Source organism: Rhodanobacteraceae bacterium, from assembly GCA_016713135.1.
GTDB lineage: Bacteria > Pseudomonadota > Gammaproteobacteria > Xanthomonadales > SZUA-5 > JADKFD01.
Map to the genome: position 1 here is coordinate 104,021 of JADJPR010000020.1, position 24,526 is coordinate 128,546.

Annotated in this window: 16 protein-coding genes; 10 read left to right on the top strand and 6 right to left on the bottom strand. The window is 69.6% G+C overall.

Annotated elements, in window-relative coordinates; all coding sequences use genetic code 11:
* Window positions 1–312: 312 nt before the first annotated feature.
* Window positions 313–2,619: a protein kinase gene (locus IPK27_15375; protein ID MBK8068943.1), complete on the bottom strand. Its 2,307-nt coding sequence runs from the start codon at window positions 2,617–2,619 to the stop codon at window positions 313–315.
* Between the two features lie 171 nt (window positions 2,620–2,790).
* Here IPK27_15375 and IPK27_15380 point away from each other — a divergent pair, with 171 nt between their 5' ends.
* From IPK27_15380 to IPK27_15415, 8 genes are all read left to right on the top strand, one after another.
* Window positions 2,791–3,321, top strand: coding sequence for a DUF2059 domain-containing protein (locus IPK27_15380; GenBank protein MBK8068944.1), 531 nt, complete (start codon window positions 2,791–2,793; stop codon window positions 3,319–3,321).
* A 242-nt stretch (window positions 3,322–3,563) separates the two neighbouring features.
* Window positions 3,564–5,330 (top strand): dihydrolipoyl dehydrogenase, encoded by a 1,767-nt coding sequence (gene lpdA, locus IPK27_15385; protein ID MBK8068945.1) that lies wholly within the window; start codon window positions 3,564–3,566, stop codon window positions 5,328–5,330.
* A 105-nt stretch (window positions 5,331–5,435) separates the two neighbouring features.
* Window positions 5,436–5,849: a DUF1311 domain-containing protein gene (locus tag IPK27_15390; GenBank protein ID MBK8068946.1), complete on the top strand. Its 414-nt coding sequence runs from the start codon at window positions 5,436–5,438 to the stop codon at window positions 5,847–5,849.
* A gap of 146 nt (window positions 5,850–5,995) precedes the next feature.
* Window positions 5,996–6,520, top strand: coding sequence for a universal stress protein (locus IPK27_15395; GenBank protein ID MBK8068947.1), 525 nt, complete (start codon window positions 5,996–5,998; stop codon window positions 6,518–6,520).
* A gap of 71 nt (window positions 6,521–6,591) precedes the next feature.
* Window positions 6,592–7,266, top strand: a complete 675-nt coding sequence (locus IPK27_15400; protein ID MBK8068948.1) for an SPOR domain-containing protein — start codon at window positions 6,592–6,594, stop codon at window positions 7,264–7,266.
* A 31-nt stretch (window positions 7,267–7,297) separates the two neighbouring features.
* Window positions 7,298–7,903, top strand: coding sequence for an alpha/beta fold hydrolase (locus IPK27_15405; protein ID MBK8068949.1), 606 nt, complete (start codon window positions 7,298–7,300; stop codon window positions 7,901–7,903).
* A 50-nt stretch (window positions 7,904–7,953) separates the two neighbouring features.
* Entirely contained in the window at window positions 7,954–8,337 is a 384-nt protein-coding gene (locus IPK27_15410) for a DUF4345 family protein (protein ID MBK8068950.1), read from the top strand.
* 84 nt (window positions 8,338–8,421) lie between these two features.
* Window positions 8,422–11,697, top strand: coding sequence for a DUF2135 domain-containing protein (locus IPK27_15415; GenBank protein MBK8068951.1), 3,276 nt, complete (start codon window positions 8,422–8,424; stop codon window positions 11,695–11,697).
* Between the two features lie 344 nt (window positions 11,698–12,041).
* Here IPK27_15415 and IPK27_15420 read toward each other — a convergent pair whose 3' ends face one another.
* From IPK27_15420 to IPK27_15440, 5 genes are all read right to left on the bottom strand, one after another.
* On the bottom strand, window positions 12,042–12,155 hold the full coding sequence (locus tag IPK27_15420; protein MBK8068952.1) for an IPTL-CTERM sorting domain-containing protein: 114 nt from the start codon (window positions 12,153–12,155) through the stop codon (window positions 12,042–12,044).
* Window positions 12,116–16,501, bottom strand: a complete 4,386-nt coding sequence (locus IPK27_15425) for a DUF11 domain-containing protein (GenBank protein MBK8068953.1) — start codon at window positions 16,499–16,501, stop codon at window positions 12,116–12,118. The genes IPK27_15420 and IPK27_15425 overlap by 40 nt, the downstream gene beginning before the upstream one ends.
* Before the next feature lie 177 nt (window positions 16,502–16,678).
* Entirely contained in the window at window positions 16,679–17,578 is a 900-nt protein-coding gene (locus IPK27_15430) for an ABC transporter permease (protein ID MBK8068954.1), read from the bottom strand.
* 333 nt (window positions 17,579–17,911) lie between these two features.
* Window positions 17,912–19,471 (bottom strand): peptide ABC transporter substrate-binding protein, encoded by a 1,560-nt coding sequence (locus IPK27_15435; GenBank protein MBK8068955.1) that lies wholly within the window; start codon window positions 19,469–19,471, stop codon window positions 17,912–17,914.
* The gene (locus IPK27_15440; protein ID MBK8068956.1) at window positions 19,461–19,658 is read right to left on the bottom strand and encodes a hypothetical protein; all 198 of its coding nucleotides are present in this window, start codon (window positions 19,656–19,658) and stop codon (window positions 19,461–19,463) included. Before IPK27_15440 ends, IPK27_15435 begins: the two co-directional genes overlap by 11 nt.
* 143 nt (window positions 19,659–19,801) lie before the next feature.
* On the opposite strand from IPK27_15440, the gene IPK27_15445 reads away from it, so the two are divergent.
* Window positions 19,802–22,006 carry a S9 family peptidase gene (locus IPK27_15445; protein MBK8068957.1) on the top strand — a complete coding sequence of 735 codons (2,205 nt, stop codon included), beginning with the start codon at window positions 19,802–19,804 and terminating at the stop codon, window positions 22,004–22,006.
* Between the two features lie 59 nt (window positions 22,007–22,065).
* Window positions 22,066–24,429: a carboxylesterase family protein gene (locus tag IPK27_15450; protein MBK8068958.1), complete on the top strand. Its 2,364-nt coding sequence runs from the start codon at window positions 22,066–22,068 to the stop codon at window positions 24,427–24,429.
* The last annotated feature ends 97 nt before the right edge of the window (window positions 24,430–24,526 follow it).

Here is a 24,526-nt window from a genome sequence, read left to right on the forward strand (position 1 = left end):
CAATGGGCTGCATGGCTTCGGCAGGGACGCACCGCCCCCGCAAACCGTTGGATTTTAGCCCGACGCCTGCTGAATACGGAAATCAGCGGACCCAGGTGCCGGTGGGGCTATTCAGCGGGTACTAGCAAACAGGGCACGGAATCGCGGCGAACAGGCACGCTCGGAGGGCACCAGGGAGGGCGCCATCTGGCGCGCGGAACGCACGTCGGCCCGGATCCGTTCGAACTGCGCGAGGTCGGCCTCGCACTCCCGCGGCCGCGGTCCCGAGGCGGCTCGCCACGGCTCCTCGCACTTGAACTGCTCGGCGCCAAATCAAGGAAAGCGCAGGCTGATTGTCGCGAGTTTGCCGCGTTCGATCACCACGCCCTCCTCGCGGCGCCCGCCGCCTTGGCCCGCAACCACGGTGACGCGATAGTTGCCCTCCGGCAGGGTGACCAGGAAAGGCGTACTGGCATTCCGCGGGAGTGCCACCGGGCGCCCCGCGGAATCGACGATCTTCTCGATCCGCGCCCACGGCGCGGAGCTGATCGCCAGTTGTCCCTGACGCGCCTTCTCCGCTGCCTGGCGCTGGGCGACGAGGGCGCTGTCGCGGTTGCGGCTCACCGCCTGCTGGGTCTCGACCAGCCGCGGCATGTCGCCGAGTCCGGCGCGCGCCTGTCCCAGCAGGGCGAGCGCGCCGTCGAGGTCGCCGGCCTTGATCAGCCGGTCGGCATCGAACAACACCGCATTCGCCAACAGTTCGCGCATCTTCGCGTGCTCGGCGGAGGGCTGCCCGAGCTCGGAAAGCCGTGCCAGGTCCACCAGCAGGCGCGCCAGGCGCTTGCTGTCGATCACCTCGGCCTTGACCGCTTCGCTCCACTCGGCGGCGGCGCGCTTGAGTTCGCTGCTGGCGACCTTCGCGCCCAACTGCTCGACCAGGGTCGCAAGGCCCTTGTCTTGCGGCAGCACCTGCGCCAGTCGCCGCGCATCCGCCAGCGCGCGCGCGTTCTCGCCGCTGGCCAGCGCCACCTCGATCGCCGCACGCGCCACGCGCTGCGCGCCGGCTTCGATGGCCTGGAACTCCGCGTCGTCCACGAGCGCCGGGCGCAACTCGAGGTAGAGCCCGAGCACCGATTCGCCGGCAGCCGGCGCGGCACCTTCGACCAGCGCGCGCAGCCGTGACAGGCGCCCGCGCATTGCATCCTCGCCGGCGAGCTCGGTCGCCAGTGCGGTGCGCTGGCGCAGCAGTTCCTCGCGCTCGGCCATCTTCGGCAGGGCCACGTCGATGGCCGCAAGGGTCACGTCCAGCGCCATCAGGTTGCGCGCCGCGATCTCGCGGCGCGCGCGTTCGAGCAAGGCGCGCTGCAGTTCCGCCAGCACTGCCACCGTCTCGTCGGCGGTGGCGTGGATATCGCGCATCGCCTCTAGCGAATCCAGCGCACTTTGCCCTATCGGCTCCAGCAACTGGTCCGCCGCCAGGCGATTGCTGAACTCAAGCTGCCGCTGCATCAGCGCCAACCGTTCGGTTTCGGTGGGTGGCCGGACGCGCATTGCCCACCAGCCGACGCCGCCGGCGACCAGCACCAAGGTGAGCGCCAGCGCTGCCCACAGCGGCCAGCGGCGACGCCCAGCCACCGCGGCAGAAATGCCGGTGCGCGCCGCGGTGTCCACCTTGCGCTGGGCGGCGGCCGGCTGGCTGCGCTTGCGTTGCGCTTCCAGCGCGGCCTTTACGTCGGCATCGCGCAAGGTGTCGAAGGAAAAACCCAGGTCGCGCAGTTGCTCTGACCACGGCGTGTCCGGGCTGAACATTGCAATATGGCGCATCGCGTCCGACGCCACGAACACATCGCGCAGCGCGTGGGTGAACTCCGCCATGTTGGCGTAGCGATCCTCACGTTTCTTCGCCAGCATGCGATCCATCACCGGCTGCAGATCGGCCAGTTCCGGCGGCAGCTTCGGCAGCGGCGCGGTCAGGTGCTGCATGCACACGGCGATCGGCGTCTCGCCCTTGTACGGCGGCTCGCCGGTCAGCAGCTCGTGGAACATGATGCCGAGCGAATACAGGTCCGAGCGCCCGTCGACCTCGCCGCCGGAGACCTGCTCCGGGCTCATGTAGATCGGTGTGCCGACGATCATGTTCTCCGCGGTGATGCGGGTCTGGCTGGCCGTCAGCTCGCGCGCGATGCCGAAATCGGTCAGCACCGGCACGCGCCCGCCGCGCAGCATCACATTGGCGGGCTTCAGGTCGCGGTGGATGATGCCGAGCTTGTGCGCCTCGTCCAGCGCGGAAGCCAGTTGCACCGCGATCGCGATCGACTCGCCCACCGCGACGCCCTGCTTGAGCTTGTCGACCAGGGTGCCGCCGCCGAGGTACTCCATCGCGATGTAGGCGATGTCACCGACTTTGGCGATGTCGTAGATCCCGCAGACGTTCTTGTGAGTGATCTTGGCGAGCGTGCGGCCTTCACGCAGGAAGCGCTTCTCGGTGCGCTCCGGGTCGTCGTCCCCGTGGGTGCGCAGCACCTTGATCGCCACCTTGCGTTCCAGCGATATCTGCATCGCCAGGTACACGGTCGCCATGCCGCCGGCGCCGATCTGGCGCAGGAGCTGGTAGCCGGGAATCTGCGGGGCGGCTGCCACGATCGCTCACGCACCGGGAAGAGGGTCGGGCGAGTTTAGCCCGCATTTCCTGCAGCGGCGATGGCCTGGGAACCTTTTGCGGGAGGCACGGTCCGAAGGGCTTCGCGCTATATTCCGCGCCCCTTCCCGCCGCCCGGCGGGCACGCCCCCGCTGTTTCCAGGAGTCACCCGATGCTTTCCGCCCTGTTGCTGGCTGCCAGCCTGTCTTCCGCCCAAACCGCCAGCCCCAGCGAAGCGCATGTGAAGGCGGCCCTCGACCTGATCACCGCCTCGCGCACCGATCAGATGTTCGAACAGATGAAGGACCCGACTGCGCCGATGGTGCAGCAGACCATCGCCCAGTTCCAGGGCTGCGAGTCCGCCAAGCCGGTGCTCGACGAGTTCGCGACGGCAATGAAGGGCGTCAAGTTCAACGACGAACAGATCGCCAAGGTGCGCCGCGATGTCGCCGTGGTCTACACCGAGGTGTTCACCCAGGCCGAGCTGGAAGAGATGACCAAGTTCTTCGCCTCCGAAACCGGCGTCAAGATGCTCGACCGCATGCCCGAAGTGATGCAGAAGATGCAGGGCGCCCAGGCCCAGGGCCAGGAAACCATGCAGAAGGCCGGCCAGATCGCCCAGGGCTTCGGCCCGCGCCTGGAAGAGGCCTACAAGACCTGCGCCGCCGCCGCGCAGCCGGCCGCCGAGCCGCCGAAGCAGTAATCCGCGGCTGCAAGCGGCGAACAAGAGGGGCGGGCGCGAGCCCGCCCTTTTTGTTTTGCGATTCACTGCCGCGGGCTTGCGGCAAGCACCCGGGGAACGCGCGGCGCGCGCACCCCGGGCTACGCGGGGGGCTTGCGGCCGAGGGCGGTGTGTCTCGGAGCGATGCGCCGCCGGGGGCTTGCGGCGCATGCGGGCCAAAGCTGCGGCTATGCTCGCGTTTCAACGCAGCGAGGGAGTAGGCCATGGCCAAGGTCGAGATCAAGGTGCCGGACATCGGCAGTTACAAGGACGTGCCGGTCATCGAGTTGCTGGCCAAACCGGGTGACGCGGTTCGCGTGGACCAGGGCCTGCTGACGCTGGAGTCGGACAAGGCAACGATGGAGGTGCCGTCGAGCGCCGCCGGCACGCTGGTCGAGTTCCGGGTCAAGGTGGGCGACAGTGTCTCCGAAGGGACTGTGGTGGCGGTGCTGGAGGCCGGTGAAGCCGCGAGCGCTGCCAAGGCCGCGCAGCCTGCCGCTTCGGCCATGGCACCGGCGCCGGCTGCAGCTGCGCCCGTGGCAGCCAGTGCGCCGGCGCCTGCAGCTACGCCGGCTTCCACCGACCTCTCCTGCCAGCTCCTGGTCCTCGGTGCTGGCCCGGGCGGCTACACCGCGGCCTTCCGCGGCGCGGATCTGGGCCTGGACGTGATCCTGGTGGAGCGCTATCCTACGCTCGGCGGCGTCTGCCTCAACGTGGGCTGCATTCCGTCAAAGGCCTTGCTGCACGCGGCGCGGGTGATCGACGAGGCGGCGCACGCGGCGGACATCGGCATTTCCTTTGGCGAGCCGCAGATCGACCTGGCCAAGCTGCGCGGCTTCAAGGAGAAAGTCGTCGGCAAGCTGACCGGCGGCCTCGCCGGCATGGCCAAGCAGCGCAAGGTGCGGGTGGTCCAGGGCGAGGGCAAGTTCAGCTCGCCGCACACGGTGACGGTGCAGACCGCCGACGGCACGAAGGTGATCGGCTTCGAGCACGCGATCATCGCCGCCGGTTCCCAGGCGGTGAAGCTGCCGGGCCTGCCCTGGGGCGACCCGCGCCTGATGGATTCCACCGATGCGCTGGAGCTTGCCGAGACCCCTTCGAGGTTGCTGGTGATCGGCGGCGGCATCATCGGCCTGGAAATGGCCTGCGTGTACGACGCGCTCGGTTCCGAGGTCACCGTGGTCGAGCTCTTCGACCAGCTGATGCCGGGTTGCGATCCGGACCTGGTGCGCCCGCTGGCGCAGCGCCTGGGCAAGCGCTACGGCGGCATCCACCTGAAGACCAAGGTCGCCAGCGTGAGCGCGCAGGCGGACGGCCTGCTGGCCACCTTCGAGGGCGACAAGGCGCCGGCGCCGACGCTGTACGACCGCGTGCTGTGCGCCGTCGGCCGCAGCCCGAACGGCAAGAAAATCGGCGCCGAGAACGCCGGCGTGGCGGTGTCCGATCGCGGCTTCATCGCCGTCGACAAGCAGATGCGCACCAATGTGCCGCAAATCTTCGCGATCGGCGACATCGTCGGCCAGCCGATGCTGGCGCACAAGGCCACCCACGAAGGCAAGGTCGCGGCCGAAGTGGCTGCCGGCCACAAGAGCGAGTTCGTCGCCCGGGTGATCCCGTCGGTGGCCTACACGGATCCGGAAATCGCCTGGGTAGGCGTGACCGAGACCGAGGCCAAGGCGCAGGGGCTGAAGGTCGGCGTCGGCAAGTTCCCGCACGCCGCCAGCGGCCGCGCCATCGGCATCGACCGCACCGAGGGCTTCACCAAGCTGATCTTCGACGAAGAGACCCATCGCATCGTCGGCGCCGGCATCGTCGGCCCAAGTGCCGGCGATTTGATCGCCGAAGCGGTGTTGGCCATCGAGATGGGCTGCGAGGCTGCCGACATCGGCCTGACCATCCACCCGCACCCGACCTTGAGCGAGTCGGTGGGCATGGCGGCCGAGGTGTACGAGGGCACCATCACGGATTTGTACGTGCCGAAGAAGCGATGAGGGCACGAGGGCACGAGGGCACGAGGGCACGAGACGATGAATCGCAGGACACACTTCAGGCAGGCAGGCCCGGCAGCATTGCCCGTGGCGCGACGGGTTGGCGGTTTGCGTGCCCTCGTGCTCGGCGCGCTGGCGCTGGCTTCGCCCCTCCCCGCCTCCGACCGCCACCCGATCGAGGCGGAACTCGACCGCTGCATGGAGTCGCCGGAAGGGATGAGCACCCACGGCGGCCGCGCCTGCATCGATGCCGCCACCGCGGCCTGGGACCGGGAGCTGAACCGGGTCTGGAAGGAACTCCGCCAGGAACTGCCGCCGGCCGCGTTTGCCGCGCTGCGCGAGTCGCAGCGCAAGTGGATCGCCTTCCGCGATGCTGAGCTCTCCGCCCTGCTGGAGGCCTATGGCTTGATGCAGGGCACGATGTTCCAGCCCATGCACGCAGAATCGGTGTCACGGCTCACTCGCGACCGCGTGCGCCAGCTGGAGGCGCTGCTGGAGGCGCAACGCGTCAGCGTGCAGTAGCGTAGCCCGGGGTACGCGCGCAGCGCGTTCCCCAGGTGCTTGCGGGGAGCCGCAGGCACTGAATCGCTGCGCGATACACCGCCCCACGCCGTCGCGACAATCCGGCAGGCATACTTGATCTCATCTGCATCGACTGCCGCGCGCCCGTGATGATCAAGCCGACGATCCAATTGCCGCTCGCCGACGGCGAAGTGTTGCAACAACGCGATGACATCCAGCGCCTGGTCGGTGTGCTCCGCCGCTGCGGCGTGCCCGCGGCGGTCGAGGTGCCGCGCATCCTGGTGCCGATCGACGGCAGCGAGGTCAGCGATGCGCTGGTCGAGCGCGTGGTCGAGTGGCAGCAGCACTTTGGCTGGCACTTCGACCCGCACCTGATGCTGGTGCGTGACTTCCTGGCCAAGGAGGCCGCGGAACGGCTGCTCGACGAGGTCTCGCAGGCCGACACCCTGCGCTGCCGTTCCCGGCTCAAGGAGGCCGGCATCAGCCATACGCTGCACGTGGTGATGGGCAACCCGGCGCCGTGCATCCTCGACCGCGCGGCCGCCATCGACGCCGCCCTGATCCTGATGGGCACGCGCGGCCATGGCCCGGTGGGCAGCGCGATGCTCGGTTCGGTGGCGTACAAGGTGGTCCACGAGAGCACCCGCCCGGTGACGCTGCTGCGCGCCTGAGGCGCAGCGATTCGAGTCGCAATTTGTCGCGCAGCGCATAGAATCGGCGGCCGCCCCCGATCCAGGCCTGCATGCTGCCGCGCATCCTGTTCATGTTGCTGCTGGCGATGAACCTGGCTTCCGCCGCCTGGTGGTACTGGCGTGCCCAGGCGCCCACCCAAGCGCCGGCCAAGCCCGCAGCTACCACGCCGACCCTGGTGCTGCTGAGCGAGCGTGACGCCAACGCGATGTCGGACGCCGCCAGCGCCGCGACCAGCGCCGCCGCGCCGCGGGATCCTGCGGCTCCGGCCGCGATCTGTGCTGCCCTCGGCCCGTTCAAGACCCAGTCCGATCTCAACCGCGGCATGCAGTTGCTGACGCCGCTGGTGGCGCGCATCCAGTACCAGGAGAGCAGCAGCGTCACCACGCGCGGCTACTGGGTCTACCTGCCGGCTTTCGAGAGCCGCGATGCGGCGCTGAAATCGGCGCGCCAGTTGAACTCGGCGAATGTGCGCGACTATTACGTGGTGACCGCCGGCGACCACGAGAACACTGTCTCGCTCGGCCTGTTCCGCGACCGCGACAATGCCGCGCGGCGGCAGGCGCAGATCGCGGCGCTCGGCTTCCCGGCCCGGCTGGAGGAGCGCACCGAGGTCGAGCGCGTCTACTGGATCGAGTTCGAGCAGAGGGACGCCAGCGCGCCAGACTACAGCGCGCTGCCGGATTCGATGCTGCTCTCGCTCAAGCCGCGCAGTTGCGGTGGCTGAACCCTCGCCGCCGCAGCCGCAGGTCGTGCTCATGCACGGGATCTGGATGCGCGCCGGCATCACCGCGCGCCTGGCCGCGCAGCTGGGAACCGCCGGTTTCGAGGTCACCCGCTTCGACTACCCGAGCATCCGTGCGCCGTTCAGCGCACACCACGCACGTCTGCGCGCGCTCATCCAGACCCTGCCGCGCCCGGTGCACCTGGTCGGCCACAGTCTCGGCGGGGTGCTCGCGGTGGATTTCCTGCAGCGCAGCGGCCTGCCGCTCGCCGATGTCGAGCGCGTCGTCTGCCTGGGATCGCCACTCAATGGCAGCGCGCTCGCACGCCGGTTGCGCCAGGTGCGCCTGGACCGGCTGGGCATGGGCCACGCCCGCGATGCGCTGGTCGACGGGCTGCCGCCCTGGACCGGCCCGCAAGCGGTGGGGGTGGTGGCGGGCGAGGTGGCGTTCGGCCTCAGCCTGCTGCTTGGCCCGCTGCCGCGCCCGAACGACGGCACTGTGGCGGTGGCCGAAACCCGCTTGCCGGGTATTGCCGACCACGCGTGCGTCAATGCGGCACACACTGCGCTGCTGTTCTCCGAGCGCGCCGCGGCGCTGACTGCGCGCTTCCTGCGCCGCGGTGACTTCGGCGAGACCTGAGCGGCCGGCGCGGCCGTATGCTCTGGCCAAGCCAGCACCGGGAGCATGCCGTGTTCGAAAGCGATCTTGCGCGCCAGATCCTGCTCGGCCTGACCGCGGCGGTGTTCGCGCTGCTCGCGCTGCGCAGCGCGTGGGTGCCCGACAGCGTGGCGCGCGAACTCGGCTACACGCTCGACGGCGCGAATGCCTACAGCGAGCTGCATGCGATCTACGTGGGGCTGTGGCTGGCGCACGCAGGCCTGGGCCTGTGGGCGATGCTGCACGTCGAGCAGGCGGTGCTTGGCGACATCCTCGCTTTGCTGGTCCTTGGCCAGCCGCTCGGGCGGCTGCTCGCGCTGCCGCGGCATGGATGGCCGCAGGGGCCGCTGCTGGTGTTCTTCGCGCTGGAAGTGGTGGGTGGCGTGGCGCTGCTGTGCGTTCGCCCGGCGGGCTGAGTTTCCTCGCACGCCAACCCCGTTTGCCGCATTCCAGCGTTTGCGCTGGAACAGACTGATCGATCGCTTCCAAGGAGAACGCTGGTGAACCGCCTGTTGCTGTCGCTGCTGGCCCTCGCGCTGCCCGCCGTCGCTGCGGCGCTGACCCCGCTCCCGCCGCCGCCCCCGCCCCCGCCGCCGCAGGTCTGGATCCCGCCCGGCCAGGGCCTGGTGCCGATCCGCCTGGGCGAGCTGGACATCCAGATCCGCACCCATGGTTTCATCGCGCGCACCACGCTGGACCTGCGCTTCGACAATCCGAACGCGCGCGTGCTCGAAGGCGAGTTCGTGTTCCCGCTGGCAGCCGGCCAGACCGTGGCGGGCTATGCGCTGGAGGTGAACGGCTCGATGCGCGAGGGTGTAGTGGTCGACAAGCAGACTGCGCGCGTCGCCTTCGAGGAAACCTCGCGGCGACAGATCGATCCGGGCCTGGCCGAACTGACGGCCGGCAATGTGTTCCGCACGCGGCTGTACCCGATCCCGGCGAACGGCAGCAAGCGCGTGCGCCTGCACCTGGAGAGCACCCTCGCCGACCATGGCGATTCCTGGCGCTACCTGCTGCCGATGCAGTTCAAGGAACCCGTCGGCCGCTTGCATGTGCGCGCCGAGACCACGCTGTCCGAGGCTGCACCGCTTGGCGACGATCTGAAGATCGATCCGGAGCTGCGCTTCGACCGCAGCGGCTCGGCGTGGATCAGCGAGTTCACCCGCGAGAACGTGCTGCCGCGCAGCGAACTCGCCTTCCGCATTCCCAAGGACAGCGACCGCGCCCAGGTCGAGGCGGCGGACCTGCGCGACCCCGCCTGGCGCAGCTTGATCGCGCTCACCGACAGCGGCCGGCCGAGTGGAGTCGGCTACCTCAAGCCGCGGCGCATTGCGCTGTTCTACGACGCTTCGGCCAGCGCGCGCGAGCGCAACCGTGCACGCGAGGCGGCCGTGCTTGGCGCCCATATCCGCGCGCTGGGCGAGGTGGAGGTGCTGCTGGTCGCCTTCCGCAACGACGCCGACCTCCCGCAGCGCTTCAAGTTGCGCGGCGGCGACGCTGCACCGCTGCTCGATGCGATCACGGCGCTGCCGCTGGATGGCGGCAGCAGCTATGGCGCGATCGATGTGGCGCGACTCGAAGGCATCGACCAGGTGCTGGTGATCGGCGATGGATTGAGCAACTTCGGACCCGGCGAGGCACAACTGAGGGCCGCCGATGGCGCGCGACCGCCGGTCTTCGTGCTGCACTCCGCGCAACAGGCGGACCCGGCGCGGCTGGCGCGGATCGCGCGCGCCGGCGGCGGGCGCATGCTGGACCTGGCAGCGGTCACCGCCGAGGCGGCCGCCGAGGTGCTGCGCCGGCGCGACTGGCGCCTGCTCGATGCGCGCGCGACCGGCGGCGAATGTCGCGAGATCAGCCCGACAGCGCCGGCACCGGTCGACGCCCGGGTGACCGTGACCGCCCGCTGCCGTGGCCAGGGCGAGCTCCGGCTGCGCTTCGGCGATGGCGCCGGACAGGTGGTCGAGCGCAGCGTAGCCTTTGGCCGCGGGGAACTCGCCAGCGGCGCGCTGGCGGACAGCGTGCACCGCTTGTGGGCCCAGGCCTGGCTGGCCGAACTCGCGGTCGCCGCGAAGCGCGATGTCGCCGCGATGGCGGTCATCGGCAAGCGCTACGGCGTGGTCACCGAGGCCACCTCGCTGCTGGTGCTGGACCGCATCGAGGACTATGTCCGCTATGGCGTCGAGCCGAAGGAAGCGGACTTGCTGGCGGAATACCGGCGCCTGCAGGGCAGCCAGCCCAAGGTGGACGCCGATCCCGGGCGCGATGCGCGCCTGGCTGACCTCACCCGCCGCTGGCGCGAGTTCCGCGACTGGCACGGCGCGAGCTATCCGGGCATCGAGAGCCTGCTGCTGCCGATGGTGGAGGCGGAGGCAGCCGCGTGGCCGGCGGCGGGTCGGGACAAGGCCTGGGACCAGGGACGGATCGAGGCGGACGCCCTGGTGAAGCAGGCGCGCGGCCTGATCGAGCGCTGGCCCGTCGCGGGCGCGCAGGCAGCGAGCCGTGCGCAATGGGAACGCGAGGTGGCGCGCGTGGTGTACGCGATGGAAGCGCTGCGCCAGCGGCGCGCGGAGCTGCCGCAGATTTCAGCGGGTCCGCGCGACGATGCGCCGGTCCTGGCGGACAGTGTCAGCGCGGCCGAGATGGCGGGCGAACCCGCGCCTGAGGAAGCGCCGCGACCGTCGCCCGCGCCGCCGCCGCAGGCGTCGGCGCAACCCGCGGCCGTCGCCAGTTCCGCCCCGGTGGGCGCGAATGGCGGGGCGGCGCTGGACAGCCGCGAACGCGCGGGCGCCGAGCGCAAGGAAGCCGCCGATGGCGAAGATGTCATCGCGGCGGTGCAAGCCACCCAGGCGCAGATCGAACTGACCGGCTGGAACCCCGACACGCCCTACCTCGACGGCATCCGCGATGCCGCCGACCCGTATCGCGCTTATCTGGCGGCACGCGAGACCCACGGCAGCATGCCGGCCTTCTACCTCGACGTCGCCGACTTCCTGCGCGAGCAGGCGAAGGCGCCGCGCCTGGCGCTGCGCGTACTGTCGAACTTGGCCGAACTGGATGTCGCCAACACCGCTCTGACGCGCGTGCTGGCCTACCGCTTGGCGCAATGGACGCTGCACGACCTGGCCGTGCCACAGTTCGAATACGCGCTGGAGCAGCGCCCGGAGGAGCCGCAAAGCTATCGCGACCTGGCACTCGCGTTGGCGCGCCAGCGGAATCCGGACCGCGCGCGTGCCGTCGAACTGCTGTGGCAGGTGGCGATGCGCGACTGGCACGGACGCTTCCCGGACATCGAGTTGATCGCGCTGCACGAGATGAACGATGTGCTCGCGCAGGCGCCGGACAGCGCCGCGACCGGCGTCGACAAGCTCGGTATACCGGCCGAACTGCTGGATCCGGTCGCCGTGGGCCTGCGCGTGGTGCTGACCTGGGATGCGGACAACACCGACATCGACCTGTGGGTGGTCGACCCGAGCGGCGACAAGGCGGTCTACAGCCAGCCGCGGACGAAGACCGGCGGCCACATGAGCCGCGACTTCACCGGCGGCTACGGCCCGGAGGTCTACACCATCCGCAAGCCGCTGCCCGGCACCTACGTGGTGATGGCCAACTACTTCGGCGACCGCCGCCAGAGCCTGACCGGCCCGGTCACGATCCAGCTGGAGTTCCAGACCCGCTTCGGCACCCGCCACAGCGAGCGTGTAGCTACCACGCGCCGGCTGGAGAGCGGCAGCCAGACGATCGAGATCGGCAAGTTCAAGGTGGGCGCGGAGTAGCTGCGAAGGCGCGGCGCGGTACCGATCTGGCGTTGGGCGGTGTATCGCGCAGCGATTCACCGCCGGGAGCAGGCGGCAAGCACCCGGGGAACTCGCTGCGCGCGTACCCCGGGCTACGCGGGTCGAAAGGGGCGGCCTCGCGGCCGCCCGTATCGATCTTGCGTAGGTCGGTGTATCGCGCAGCGATTCACCGCCGGGAGCAGGCGGCAAGCACCCGGGGAACGCGTTGCGCGCGTACCCCGTGCTACGCGGGTCGGAAAGCACGAAGGGGCGGCCTCGCGGCCGCCCCTTCGTGTCCTGCTTCAGTCCGGCCGCGCCCGCAGGCGCGATCGGCAGGCCATTCATCAGACCTGGCGGCGCACCGCCACGAATCCCATCAGACCGACCAGCAGGCCCAGCAGCACCAGCCCGTACTGGCTCAACGTCGGGATCTCGTTGAACGGGAAGCCGACCACCACGCTGAGGATCCCAGGTTGTTGTCATCCACCGGGTCGGTCGTCGGTGACGCAGTGCTCGCGTTCACGGCGGTGTTGCCTTCGTTGTTGCTGAAGGCCACCACGGTCAGGGTGCGCGTCACGCCTGGAGCGGTCGCGCCCGCCCAGGTGCACACGATCGCACCGGTGTTGCCGACCTGCGGCGTGGTGCAGCTGGCGCCAGCCGCCGTGTGGCTGCTGTAGCGGAAGTCCGGCGTCAGCGTGATCGTCACCGACACGTCCTGCGCATCCGACGGGCCGTTGTTGATGCTGGTCGCGGTGAAGGTCACCGGCACGTTGATCAGCACCTGCGCCGCCGACGAGGTCAGGCCGATGACCAGATCAGCCACCGCGACTACGGTCGTCGTGGTGCTGGCGCTGTTGTTCGCACCATTCGGATCCGGCGAGCCCGCCGACACCGTCGCGGTCGCGTCGATCACCGTGCTGTCGAGCACCGCCGGCGCCACCAGCACCGTGATGGTCAGCGTGCGCGAGCTGCCCGGCGCCATGCTGCCGCTGATCGTGCAGCTGATCCCGGCGGCGCAGCTGCCGCCGCCGCTCACCGTGCCGGAGACCAAGCTGGTGCCGGTCGGCGTGGGCAGGTTGACCACCACCGCCGTCGCATCCGACGGGCCGGCGTTGGTCACGACTGCGGTGTAGGTCAGCTGGGTACCGGCAGTCACCGGGTCCGGCGCGTCGGCCAGGGTGATCGACAGATCCGCCTGCACCTGCACGCCGGTGGTCGCAGTGGCGGTGTCGTTGGCGGCGTTCGGATCGCTGCCGGCCGGGGTCAGCGACACCGTCGCGGTAGCCGACAGTGCCGCGGTCTGCGCCGGGGCGACGGCCACCACGATGGTGGTGCTGCGCGTGGCGCCGGACACGATCGGGCCGGTCCAGCTGCACACCACCGGGCTGGCGGCGTTGCAGGTGCCCGCATTGTCCGCGGTGGCCGAGACGAAGCTGGTGCCGGCCGGCAGCGGCAGCGAGATCGACGCGTTGGGCGCGTCGGACGGGCCGTTGTTGGTCAGCGTTGCCACATAGGTCAACTGGGTACCAGCGACCACCGGATCCGGCGAGTCGGTCAAGCTGATCGACAAATCGGCCTGCGGGGTGAGCGTCGTGGTGTCGGTCGCCGAGTTGTTCGCAGCGTTCGGATCGGTGATGCCGCCACCGACGGTCGCCGTTGCCGTGTTCGACAGCGTGCCCGTCGCGTTGCCCGCAATCGTGGCGTTCACCGTGTAGGTGACCGATGCGCCATTCGGCAGGTTCGCGGTGTCGGCGATATTGCCGGTACCGTTGGCCGCGCAGGTGCCACCTCCGGCGCCCACGCAGGTCCAGCTCACGCCGGTCAAGGTGGCTGCAAAGGTGTCGGCAATCGCCACGCTCGACGCGGCCGCCGGACCGGCATTGCTGGCCACGATGGTGTAGCTGATCGATGTGCCCGGAATATCGCTGGCCTGGCCGTCGGTCTTGGTGATCGCCACATCCGCCTGGTTGGCGACAATCGTGTCGGTGTCGGTCGCGCTGTTGTTGCCCGGCGTCGGGTCGGTGACGCCACCGCCGGTGGCGACCGTAGCCGTGTTCACCAGATTGCCGGCCGCACCGCCGGAAATCGTGCAGTTCACCGTGAAGGTCGCCGTGCCGCCGACCGGGAGTCCGACAATGGCGTTGATGCTGCCGCTGCCGTTGGCCGGACAGGTCGCGCCTGGCGACCCCACGCAGGTCCAGGTGAACGCGGTGCAGGCCGCCGGCGCGGTGTCTGCCACCGTCGAGCCGGGGGCTGCGCTCGGGCCAGCGTTGCTGGCGACGATGGTGTACGTGGTACTGCCACCCGCATTCACCTGGGTCACGCCGTTGGTCTTGGTGATGGCGAGGTTGGCCTGCGGCGTGAGCGTGTCGGTGTCGGTCGCGCTGTTGTTGGCAGGGTCCGGATCGGCGATCGCGCCGCCGCTGACCGTTGCGGTGTTTGCCAGCGAGCCGGTCGCGGTGGATGCGATCGGGCACTGCGCGGTGTAGGTCACGCTGCCGCCCGCCGGGAGGTTTGCGCTGTCGTTGATGTTGCCCGATCCCGCCGCCGTGCAGGTGCCGCCACCAGCGCCCACGCAGGTCCAGGTCGGGGACACGCAGGTCGCCGGGAAGGTATCGGCGATGGTGGCTGCCGGCACCGGATCCGGGCCTGCGTTGCTGGCGGTGATCGTGTACGGCGTCGTGGTGCCCGGGACCGCCGAGGCCACGCCGTCGGTCTTGGTGATGGAGAGGTCAGCCGAGAGCACGCGGCAGGCGGTCACGCTGACGTCGTCGATGGCGACGCCCGCCAGCTGCACCGTGGTGTCGGAATCAACGTGGAACAGCAGTTCCGCATTGGTGCCGGCCAGCGAATCGACGCGGCGGGAGAGCTGCGACCAGCCCGAGGACTCGCTGATCGTGACGGTGGGATTGCCGACGATGTTGTTCATCGTCGCGTCCAGCCACTCGAACAGGTTGACCGGGTTGGCGCCACCGACTTCGCGCGCGGTCACGTTGTAGTGGTCGAAGGTGGCCGACTCGATGTGGTAACGCTGCGCCCAGTTCACGTAGACCGGCGGTTGCAGGCCTGCCAGGTTGATGTTCGGCGACAGCAGGTCCTGCGTACTCGACGCGTTGTAGGTGTTGTCGAGATCCGTCTTCCAGCAGTTCGCGCCGCTGTTGCAGGTCGTGATCGGAGCGAAGCTCGGCAGGCCGCGCTCCCATTCATCCTGGGCGCCACTGTGGGTGAAACCACCGTCGCCCGCTTCGAAGTCCTGCGCATAGACCGTCGTTTGCACGGTGCCGGCCGGGCAGGCCTGCGGCGGCGGCGGTTCGCACACGGTGATGCTCCAGCTGTTCAGGGTGCCGCCGTCACCGCTGGCGTCATCGCGCAACTGCAGCGTCCAGGTGCCGCCGGCGTTTTCGCCATCGAACCAGGACAGGCGGTAGGCAAGTTCTGGCTGAACGCGGAAGGCACTACTGAGGGCGAATGCGAAAGGCAACGCCGCTTCGTCATCGAGGACGAGGTCCATCAACGTCTGCGCGCCACCGATGGTGCCCGCGCCAACGTCAGTGAACAAGCCATTGTCGTTGCCCGCCGGGGAGATCAGGTGGGCATCGAGGTCCTGCATGAAGGTGTGGTTCAGGTTGATCGCCACGTCCAGGTCCGCAATCCGCGGAGTGCCGGGGATGGTGATGGTCGAGCTGACCGAGCCGGGACCGGTCGGGATGGTCTGCGGTACATCGGTCGAGGTGTAGGTCGTGCAGGTGCCCGTAGTCACGCGCGGCAGCACGCTGACGTTGAGGCTGTAGGTGGCGTTTGCACCGAGGCCGGCGGCGACGATCGAATCGACGTAGACGAAATAAGTGCCGGCGTCCTTGACCGTGAAGAAGAAGGCCTCGGAATTCGGGTCCGCTGGATTGGCACCGGCGTTGGCATCATTGGCCAGCAGGATCTGGTTGGCCGGCGGATTGCCGAACTGTGCAAAGCCCACGCGCCCGTTCCACACCGTCGCATCGCGCTCGGGGTTCAGGTCGAGGCTGAGGTAGACGCTGTCGCCAGCATTCAACGCGATGCTGTAGAAATCCGCTTCGCCCGGAGACACCGCCGTGATGGTGCCGGAAACATGGCCGGACGCCGGGATCGGCGTCGCGGTGGCGGTGTCGTTGTTCGGCTCCACTTCCGCCGTGGCCGCTGTCGTCTGGTTGCGGAAATGCAGGGCGTAGGGGCGCACCGTGCCCGTGCCCACGTTGTGGCGAACGCGCAGGAAATGGGTGCCTGCGGTCGTGATCGCGAATCCAGCGATCGACGAGGAAGACGCGGTGAAGGTGCCGTCGTTGTTGTCGGTCTCCAGCACGGTGGTGCCGTCGGTGGCGATCAACTCGATCACGGTGTCGCCGCTGGCGGACGCGTCGAACAGCGTCTGCGTGGCGGCATAGATGCGGTCACCGACGGCTGCGCTGAAGGAGTAGAAATCGACGTCGGCAGCCGGGTAGACGTTGCCGCCGACCACCACCGTGTTGCTGGCGAGCGGGGTGGCCGTGCCGAAGGTGCCATTGGGCTCGATCTCGGAGGGGCCGCTGGGCGCGCCGAGCGCGCTGCGCAGTTCTGCGCCACCGCGCGCGCCGCCGATGGGCGCACGCTCCGGGGGCAGCGATTCCTGCACGTATTCGATCAGTTCGTAGCCCGCCACGGTCGACTTTGGCGCCGGCGCGGTCACCGACTTCTTGGCCGATACGGCCTCCTGCGCGACGGCTCCCGCCCCGCCGACCAGCGTGGCCAACGCGGCCGCCAGAACGGCGCCCAGGTGCAATTTGGGTTTCATGCAGCCACTCCTCGGGATTGTTGCGTTCGGCTATCCGCTGATGATGGCGGGCGCCGTTCATGGGTTCTTTACCAATGTGAATGCTAGCGCGTGTGGTGCGCCCAGCGATAGCGAATCGAGTACGCCGGCCGCAACCACAGGAGCCGGCGAGCGAAACCCATCCCGGCAAGAGCCAGGTCAATCAGACCGCGCGCGCGGGTCCATTCCCCATTGCAGCAGGTCGACCAACAGGTTCACCGCGGCCACGATCACCGCCACGGCCAGCACGGCGCCCAGCAGCAGGGTGTAGTCGCGATTCAACGCGGCGCTGACCAGGTAACGCCCGAGGCCGGGAATGCCGAACACCATCTCGACGATGGCAGAACCGGTCAGCAGCGCCACCAGCACCGGCCCGAGGAACCCGACCCCTTGCGCCGCTGCGAGCGGCAGCGCATGGCGCCACACCACCCGTGTGCGGCTGTACCCGCGCGCCAGCGCGGCGATGGCGGGCGGGCTGTCGAGCGCGGCCCTGAGGTTCTCCGCGAGCACGCGCAGGAGCACGGCGAACTGCGGCAGCGCCAGGCTCAGCACCGGCAACACCCAGGTGCGCGGCGCATCCCAGGCGAAGCCGGCGGACGGGAGCCAGCCCAGCGTCAGCGCGAAGGCCAGGACCAGCAGCGGCGCGAGCACGAACTTGGGCACGGCCAGGGCCAGCAGCGAAGCGGCCGATGCGACGCGCAAACCGTGCGGGCGGGTCGCCAGTGCGCAGGCCAGCGGCACCGCCAGCGCCAGCGACAGCACGGCCGCCAGCGCTCCGAGCGCCAGCGTGATCGGCACGGCGCCAGCCAGCAGTTCGTGCACGCTGTAATCGGCGTACTGGAACGAGGGCCCGAGGTCGCCGCGCAGCGCGTTGCCGAGGTAGTCGCCCACTTGGGTCCAGAACGGCTGCTCCAGCCGGTAGCGCGCGGCGAGCGCCGCCTGCACCTCGGGCGGCGCCAGCTTTTCCTGGTCGAAGGGCCCGCCCGGCACCGCCCGCAACAGCGCCAGGCAGATCACCGTCAGCGCCAGCAGCGTCGCCAGCGTGGTGGCGAGGCGCAAGGCAGGTGGCGCACGAGGCTCACCAGTTCACCTGTCCGGCATGCCCGGGATTCGTCGGGAAACCGTGGCCAGAAGCGATGGACGCAGAGAACGCCGAGGAAAAGCAGAGAGAACGCGGAGGGGAGCGGATGGTCTTCGGATGAGATTCCAGGGCGCGCGTGAGTGCGGTCGACCCGGAACTCCGCAGATCGGCAAATGTCCGGATAGTGCGCTCCATGCCTCGCACTTTCCGAGTCGTCGCCACAATGGCCCAGTCCAAGCCTGCTCCCCCTCGGCGTTCTCTCTGCTTTTCCTCTGCGTTCTCTGCGTCCATCGCTTCTTGTCCGACTTCGCCTAGGCCCCGCACCAGCGCAGGAACTCGCTCGGATGGTGGTCGAGCGGATGGGCGCGGTAGCCGCAGACCTGGCGGCTGACGAGGTGCTTGCTGCTGTAGTGGTAGATCGGGATGACGGCGTGGGCATCGAGCAGGCGTTGCTCGGCCGCGCGCAGCGCGTCGGCACGCTGCGCGCCGTCTTCGGCCGCGGCGCGCGCGACCAGCGAGTCGAAGGCTGGATCGCGAAATCCCGTGGCATTGAGTGCGCTGTCGCCGAGGAAGGGTTCGAGGAAGTTCAGCGGGTCGGCGTAGTCGGCGAACCAGCCGCCGCGGAAGACCTCGGTGATCGCGCCGGCGCGACGGGTCTGCACGAAGACCTTCCATTCCTCGTTGCGCAAACGGGTGTCGACACCCAGCACCTCCTGCCACATCGCGGCGACGGCCAGGCCGAGGCGCCGGTTGGCCAGGCTGGTGTTGTAGCGCAGCTCGATCCGCAGCGGATGGTCCAGTCCGAAGCCGGCCGCCGCGTAAAGTTCGCGGGCGCGCGTCTCGCGTTCGGATTTGCCGAGCGTCGCGGCGGCCAGCGTGGCGACCTGGCCTGAATCCGGCGGGATCAGCGCAAAGGCCGGCGCCTCGCCGTTGCCAGTGATGTGGCGCACCAGAATGTCGCGGTCCAGGGCCAGCGACAGCGCCTCGCGCACGCGCACATCGCGCAGCTTCGGGTGGCGCAGGTTGTAGCCCAGCCAGAAGCTGGCGTAGGCGGGCGCCACGACCAGCTCATCGGCGTGCGCGGCACGCAGGCGTTCGAGCTGCCCCGGTGGCAGGGTTTCGGTCAGGTGCAACTCGCCGGCCTGGAAGCGCTTGAGTTCCTGGCTGGCGTCCTCGGTGACGTGGTAGCGCACCGAGTCGATCGCAACCTCGGCGGCGCGCCGGTAGTGGGGATTGCGCACCAGCCGCAGCGAGGCCTGCGGCGTCCATTCGGCGAGCATATAGGCGCCATTGCCGACCAGTCGGCCGGGACGCGTGAACTGCGCGCCGTGCGCAGCGACATCTGCCAGACGCACCGGCATGGCCACCGGCAGTGCGAGGCGACGCAGGAAGTCGCTGCGCGGCGCCGATAGCCGGATTTCCAGCCGGTGCGTGTCGAGCGCGCGGACACCAAGCGAACCCACCTCGCCGCGCAGGCGTTCGGGCGCGCCGTCGATCGGCAGCAGCATCGCCGCCGAGGGCGCCGCGGTGGCCGGGTCCAGCGCGCGCTCGAAGGCGCGCACGAAGTCCGTCGCGGTCACCGACGCGCCGTCGGCGTAGCGCCCGTCAGGGCGCAGGGTGAAGGTGTAACTGCGCCCGTCGTCGCTGCGCTGGAAGGACTCGGCGGCGCCGGGCACCAGATGGCCCTCGGCGTCGTCGCGCATCAGGCCTTCGTACAGGTCGCGCAGGACCTGCTGCGCGGACAGACCCTGCGCACGCTGCGGATCCAGCGTATCCGGCTCCGGACCGTTGCCGCGCTCGAGTGTCTGCGCCGCAAGCGGGCTGGCCAGTGCCAGCGCCAGCATCGCAGCGCGCAGACGCTCAGCCGCCATCCAGTTGCTCATCCATCTTGCGCTGACGCTCCAGTTCCTGGTCCGCGGCGGCTTTGGCCTTGTCGATGGCTTTGATCTGGTCGTCGAGAACGCCTGGGGTGGGGGCATCGGCTTGCGCCGGGGGCGGCGGGGGCGGCGGCTCTGAGCTGCAGGCGACGAGCCCAAGGGCGATGGCGAGCAACAGCATTCGATGCCACATCGTGATTCTCCCGGCGGTTCGCCCAAGTCTACGCCGCCGGCACCCGCGCGACCGATAGAATCCCGCATTCCCCACCGCCGGAGCATCCGCCCGTGCGCACCCTCGCCGCCCTGTTCCTTGCCGCGCTTGCCATGCCCGTGTACGCCTCCGAAACCCTCACCATCGACCGCCTTTTCGAGGATCCCGCCTTGTCCGGACCCGCGCCGCGCCTGCTCAAGCTCTCGCCCGACGGCCAGCGCGTGACCTTCCTGCGCGGCAAGGAGGACAACCAGTCGGTGTTCGACCTGTGGGAGTACCACGTGCCGAGCAAGCAGACGCGGATGCTGGTGGATTCGGCGCTGTTCGGCGGCGGCAGCGAAGAACTGTCCGACGAGGAGAAGGCGCGCCGCGAGCGTCAGCGAATCGCCGGGACCTCAGGCATCGTGGAGTACGAGTGGTCGGCGGACGGCAAGCAACTGCTGTTCCCGATCGGCGGCTCGCTGATGGTCTACCGGGTCGGCGCCAAGCCGGAGGATGCGGTCAAGCAACTCACGCGCGCCGAGGACGGCTTCGCCACCGACGCGAAGTTCTCGCCGCGCGGCAAGTACGTCAGCTTCGTCCGCGAGCGCGCGCTGCATGCCATCGAGATCGCCAGCGGCGAGGAGATCGCGCTGAGTCCTTCCGCCGAAGCGCTGGTGAGCTACGGCATGGCCGAATTCGTCGCCCAGGAAGAGATGGACCGGCATACCGGCTACTGGTGGGCGCCCGACGACAGCGCGGTGGCCTTTGCACGGGTCGACGAGGCGCCGGTCGCCATCGAGCGCCGCTTCGAGGTCTACGCCGACCGCGCCGAGGTCATCGAGCAGCGCTACCCGGCGGCGGGCAAGGCGAACGCGGATGTGCGCCTGTACGTGCGCGCGCTCGCAGACGGCCAGGACGTGGAGATCGACCTCGGCGCCGGGCGCGATGTCTACCTCGCACGCGTCGACTGGATGCCGGACGGCAAGGGCCTGCTGGTGCAGCGCCAGAGCCGCGACCAGCGCACCCTGGACCTGCTGCTGGCCAGCGCCGGCGATGGCCAGGCCAGCGTGATCCTGAGCGAGGAGAGCGAGAGCTGGATCAATCTCCACAACGCGCTGCGCGTGTTGCCGGATGGGAAGAGCTTCATCTGGATGAGCGAGCAAAGCGGCCATGCGCACCTGGAATTGCGCGCCATTGACGGCAGCCTGATCCGCCCGTTGACGCGCGGGCCGTGGATGGTCGACGAGTTGCTCGCGGTGGACGCGCGGAAGCGCCGCGTTTGGTTCAGCGGCAACCCGGAGGATCCGCGCGAGAAACACGTCTACATGATTTCGCTGGACACCGATTCCCCTGGATCGGCCACCCGCGTGACGCTCTACAGCGGCTGGCATGAGGCGGTGTTCAGCGACGATGCGCGGGTATTCGTCGACACCTTTTCCGACGAGAACACCCCGCCGCAGGTGCGCCTGAACGATGCCGCCGGCAAGGAACTGGCGTTGCTCGAAGCCAACAAGGTGGACGAGAAGCACCCCTACCACCCGTATGCGCAAGCGCACCGCAAGCCCGAGTTCGGCACCCTGGAAGCGGCCGATGGGCAGGCTTTGCACTATCGCCTGATCAAGCCGGCCGGGTTCGACGAATCGAAACAGTACCCGGTGCTGGTGCGGGTCTACGGTGGCCCGCATGTGCAATACGTGCAGCGCCGCTGGGACGAACGCTGGGGCCTGGTCGATCAGGTCCTGGCGCAGCGCGGCTTCATCGTGTTCACCCTGGATAACCGCGGCAGCGCGCGCCGAGGGGTGGCCTTCGAATCCCCGATCCTGCGCCAGATGGGCGGTCCCGAGGTGGCGGACCAGATGGTCGGGGTGCGCTGGCTGGCGCAGCAGCCCTTCGTCGATGGCAAGCGCATCGGCGTGTTCGGCTGGAGCTATGGCGGCTACATGACCCTGATGCTGCTGGCCAAGCATTCGCCCGAGATCGCCGCCGGGGTCTCGGTCGCGCCGGTGACCGACTGGCGCCTGTACGACACCCATTACACCGAGCGCTACATGGACGATCCGAAGCGCTTCGCCGCTGCCTACAACCAGAGCTCGGTGCTGACCCACGCGGCCGGCCTCAAGAGCCCGCTGTACCTGATCCACGGGATGGCCGACGACAACGTGCTGTTCACCCATTCCACCCAGCTGATGGCCGATTTGCAGCAGCGCGGCACGCGCTTCGACCTGATGACCTACCCCGGCGGCAAGCACGGCATCAACAACAGCCCGGCGATGCGCAAACACGTATTCAATTCGATCGTGGGATGGCTGGAGCGGCAGTTGGGCGGCCCGCGCTGAGCGCCGCGTCAACTGCAGGCGGCGGCATGCGTTTGAACCGGCATCCTGACTCTCGCCCGATGCGCATGATCCGATTCCTGGCCTGCACCGTGGTGCTGGCATGCGCCGCGTCCGCGTTCGCCGCGCCCCCTGATGCAGGTGCCTGGTACGACCGCAACCGCGATGGCCACGGGCTGGATTTGCTGCGGGTTGGCGATCGCTATGTCGGCACCTTCTTCACCTATGCCGGCGACGGGCAGCCCTACTGGTATGCGATCGACGGCGTGCGCGACGGCGATGCGGTGCGCCTGGACCTGCTCGAGTTCCGCGCGGGCACCGGGGCGGCGCTGCCGGCATCGCTGGTCGCGCGGCATGCGGGCGCGGTGATGGAACCGGCCGCACCCGGCCAGTGCGGCGACGGTCAGCCGCGCCCCGGCGCGCAGCGCACTTTCGAGTTCCGTTTCGCCATCGACGGCGAAGCGCTGCGCTGGTGCCTGGAGCCGCTGCTGCCGATGGACGCCCTGCCCGAGCGTGCACTGTCCGGCAGCTGGTACGCCGGCGAGGCAGACACCGGCTGGGGCGTGGTCAGCTATTTCTTCGGCAGCGAGGCGGCGGCGAACGCCTTCCAGACCATCTACCTGTACGACGCCGACGGCCGCCCGCGCTGGGCCTACGCCGGCACGCCCGCCCCCAGCACTGATCTGACGACGGTTTTCGGCTTCGCCCGCGGCTACTGCCGCAGTTGCGCCGCGCGCCCGCTGGAACGCGCCGATGGCGGCAGCGCGCGCGTGCGCCTGGTCACGCCGCGCAACGACAGCGGGCACAACCGCGTCGCGCTCGATCTGCGCTATCCATTCGGCGCTGGGGGCAGCTTCGTCCGCGGCGAGCGCCCGCTGCTGCTGCTCGCCGGCCATGCGCCGCCGGCAGGCGTGGTGGCCACGCGCGAGGGACTGGTGCGCGGCACGATCATTGACCAGGGCCTGCAGCGGCACCTGGCGATTCCCTTCGCCGCGGCGCCTATCGGGAACCTGCGCTGGCGCGCGCCGCAGCCGGCGCCGGCGCGCACGCGGGCGCTGGCAACCACCGATTTCGGCTTCGCCTGCCCGCAACCGGAATCGCCGGAAGGCGGCACCCAGACCGGCGTGCAGGGCGAGGACTACCTGACACTGAATGTCTGGTCGCCGCAGCAGCCAACGGGGGCGCCGTTGCCGGTGTTCGTCTGGATCCACGGCGGCGGCTTCGTGCAGGGCTCCGCCAGCGCGATGTCGCCATCCGGCGAGCGCTTCTATGATGGGGCGAAGCTCGCGGCGCAGGGCATGCTGGTGGTGACTCTGCAATACCGCATCGGCCCGCTGGGCTTCATCTCGCTGCGCGATTTCTTCGGCGAAGCCGGCGACCACCCGGCTGCCGGCAACTACGGCATCCTCGACCAGGTCGCCGCGCTGCAATGGGTGCGCGACAACATCGCAGCCTTCGGCGGCGATCCCGGCCGCGTGACCCTGGTCGGCCAGTCCGCCGGCGCCACCAGCGTCTGCGCCCTGCTCGGCAGCCCGCTCGCCGACGGCCTGTTCCACCGCGCGGTGCCGATGTCGAGCGCCTGCCCGCCGGTGCTCGCGGAACTCGACCGCCTGGTCGGCGGACGCGAACCGGCCTACGCGCAGGGCGACCGGCTGTTGCAGGCCAGCGGCTGCGCGAATGCCGCGGACCGCCGCGCCTGCCTGCGCGCGCTGCCGGTGGCAACCATCCTGCAACTGACCCAGCCATCGCTGGGCTTCGGCCGCGAAGGCGGCGAGACCTTCGGCCTGGTGCGCGACGGCCATGTGCTGAACGAGGCACCGGGCATCTCGATCGCCAGCGGCCGCGCGCGCCCGGTGCCGTTGATCTCCGGCGTCACCGCCGACGAACTGACCACCCTGCTGCCCGCCGAATTCCGCTCGATGACCGCTGCCGATTACCAGAGCCGGCTGCAGCAAGCCTTCCCGCAGGCCTGGCCGCAGGTGCTGGCGCGCTATCCGGTGGCGGACTATCCGTCGCCCTGGCGCGCCTTCGTCGCGGTGCAGACCGACCTCAGCTTCATCTGCCCGGCGCGCGCGGTCACGCTGAAACACGCCGCCGCTGGCAGGCCCACGTGGCGCTACGTCTACACCCATGTGTACGACGGCGCCCAAGCCGTGCTCGGCGCCTACCACGGCGGCGACATCCCCTTCGTCTTCGGCAACCGCGCCAGCTACACCGCGGCCGAGGCCGCCCTGCTCGACCAATGGCAGCGGCGATTGCTCAGCTTCGCCCGCGACGGCCACCCGGACAACCCCGGCGACACCCCCTGGCCACAGCGCACCGCCACTGCTGACCTGGCCCTGGAGCTGAATCCGGCAGGCCAACCGACGCTGGTCGACCACCACCAGGACGACTGCCTGTTCTGGGACCAGTTCGTGGATTTCTGAGCAGCGGCGGTCACGATCCCCGACAGGGTCGATTCTTGCCGAACGTGCCGCAAGGGATTGATTTTTCGTACGGCGGTGTATCACGCAGCGATGCACC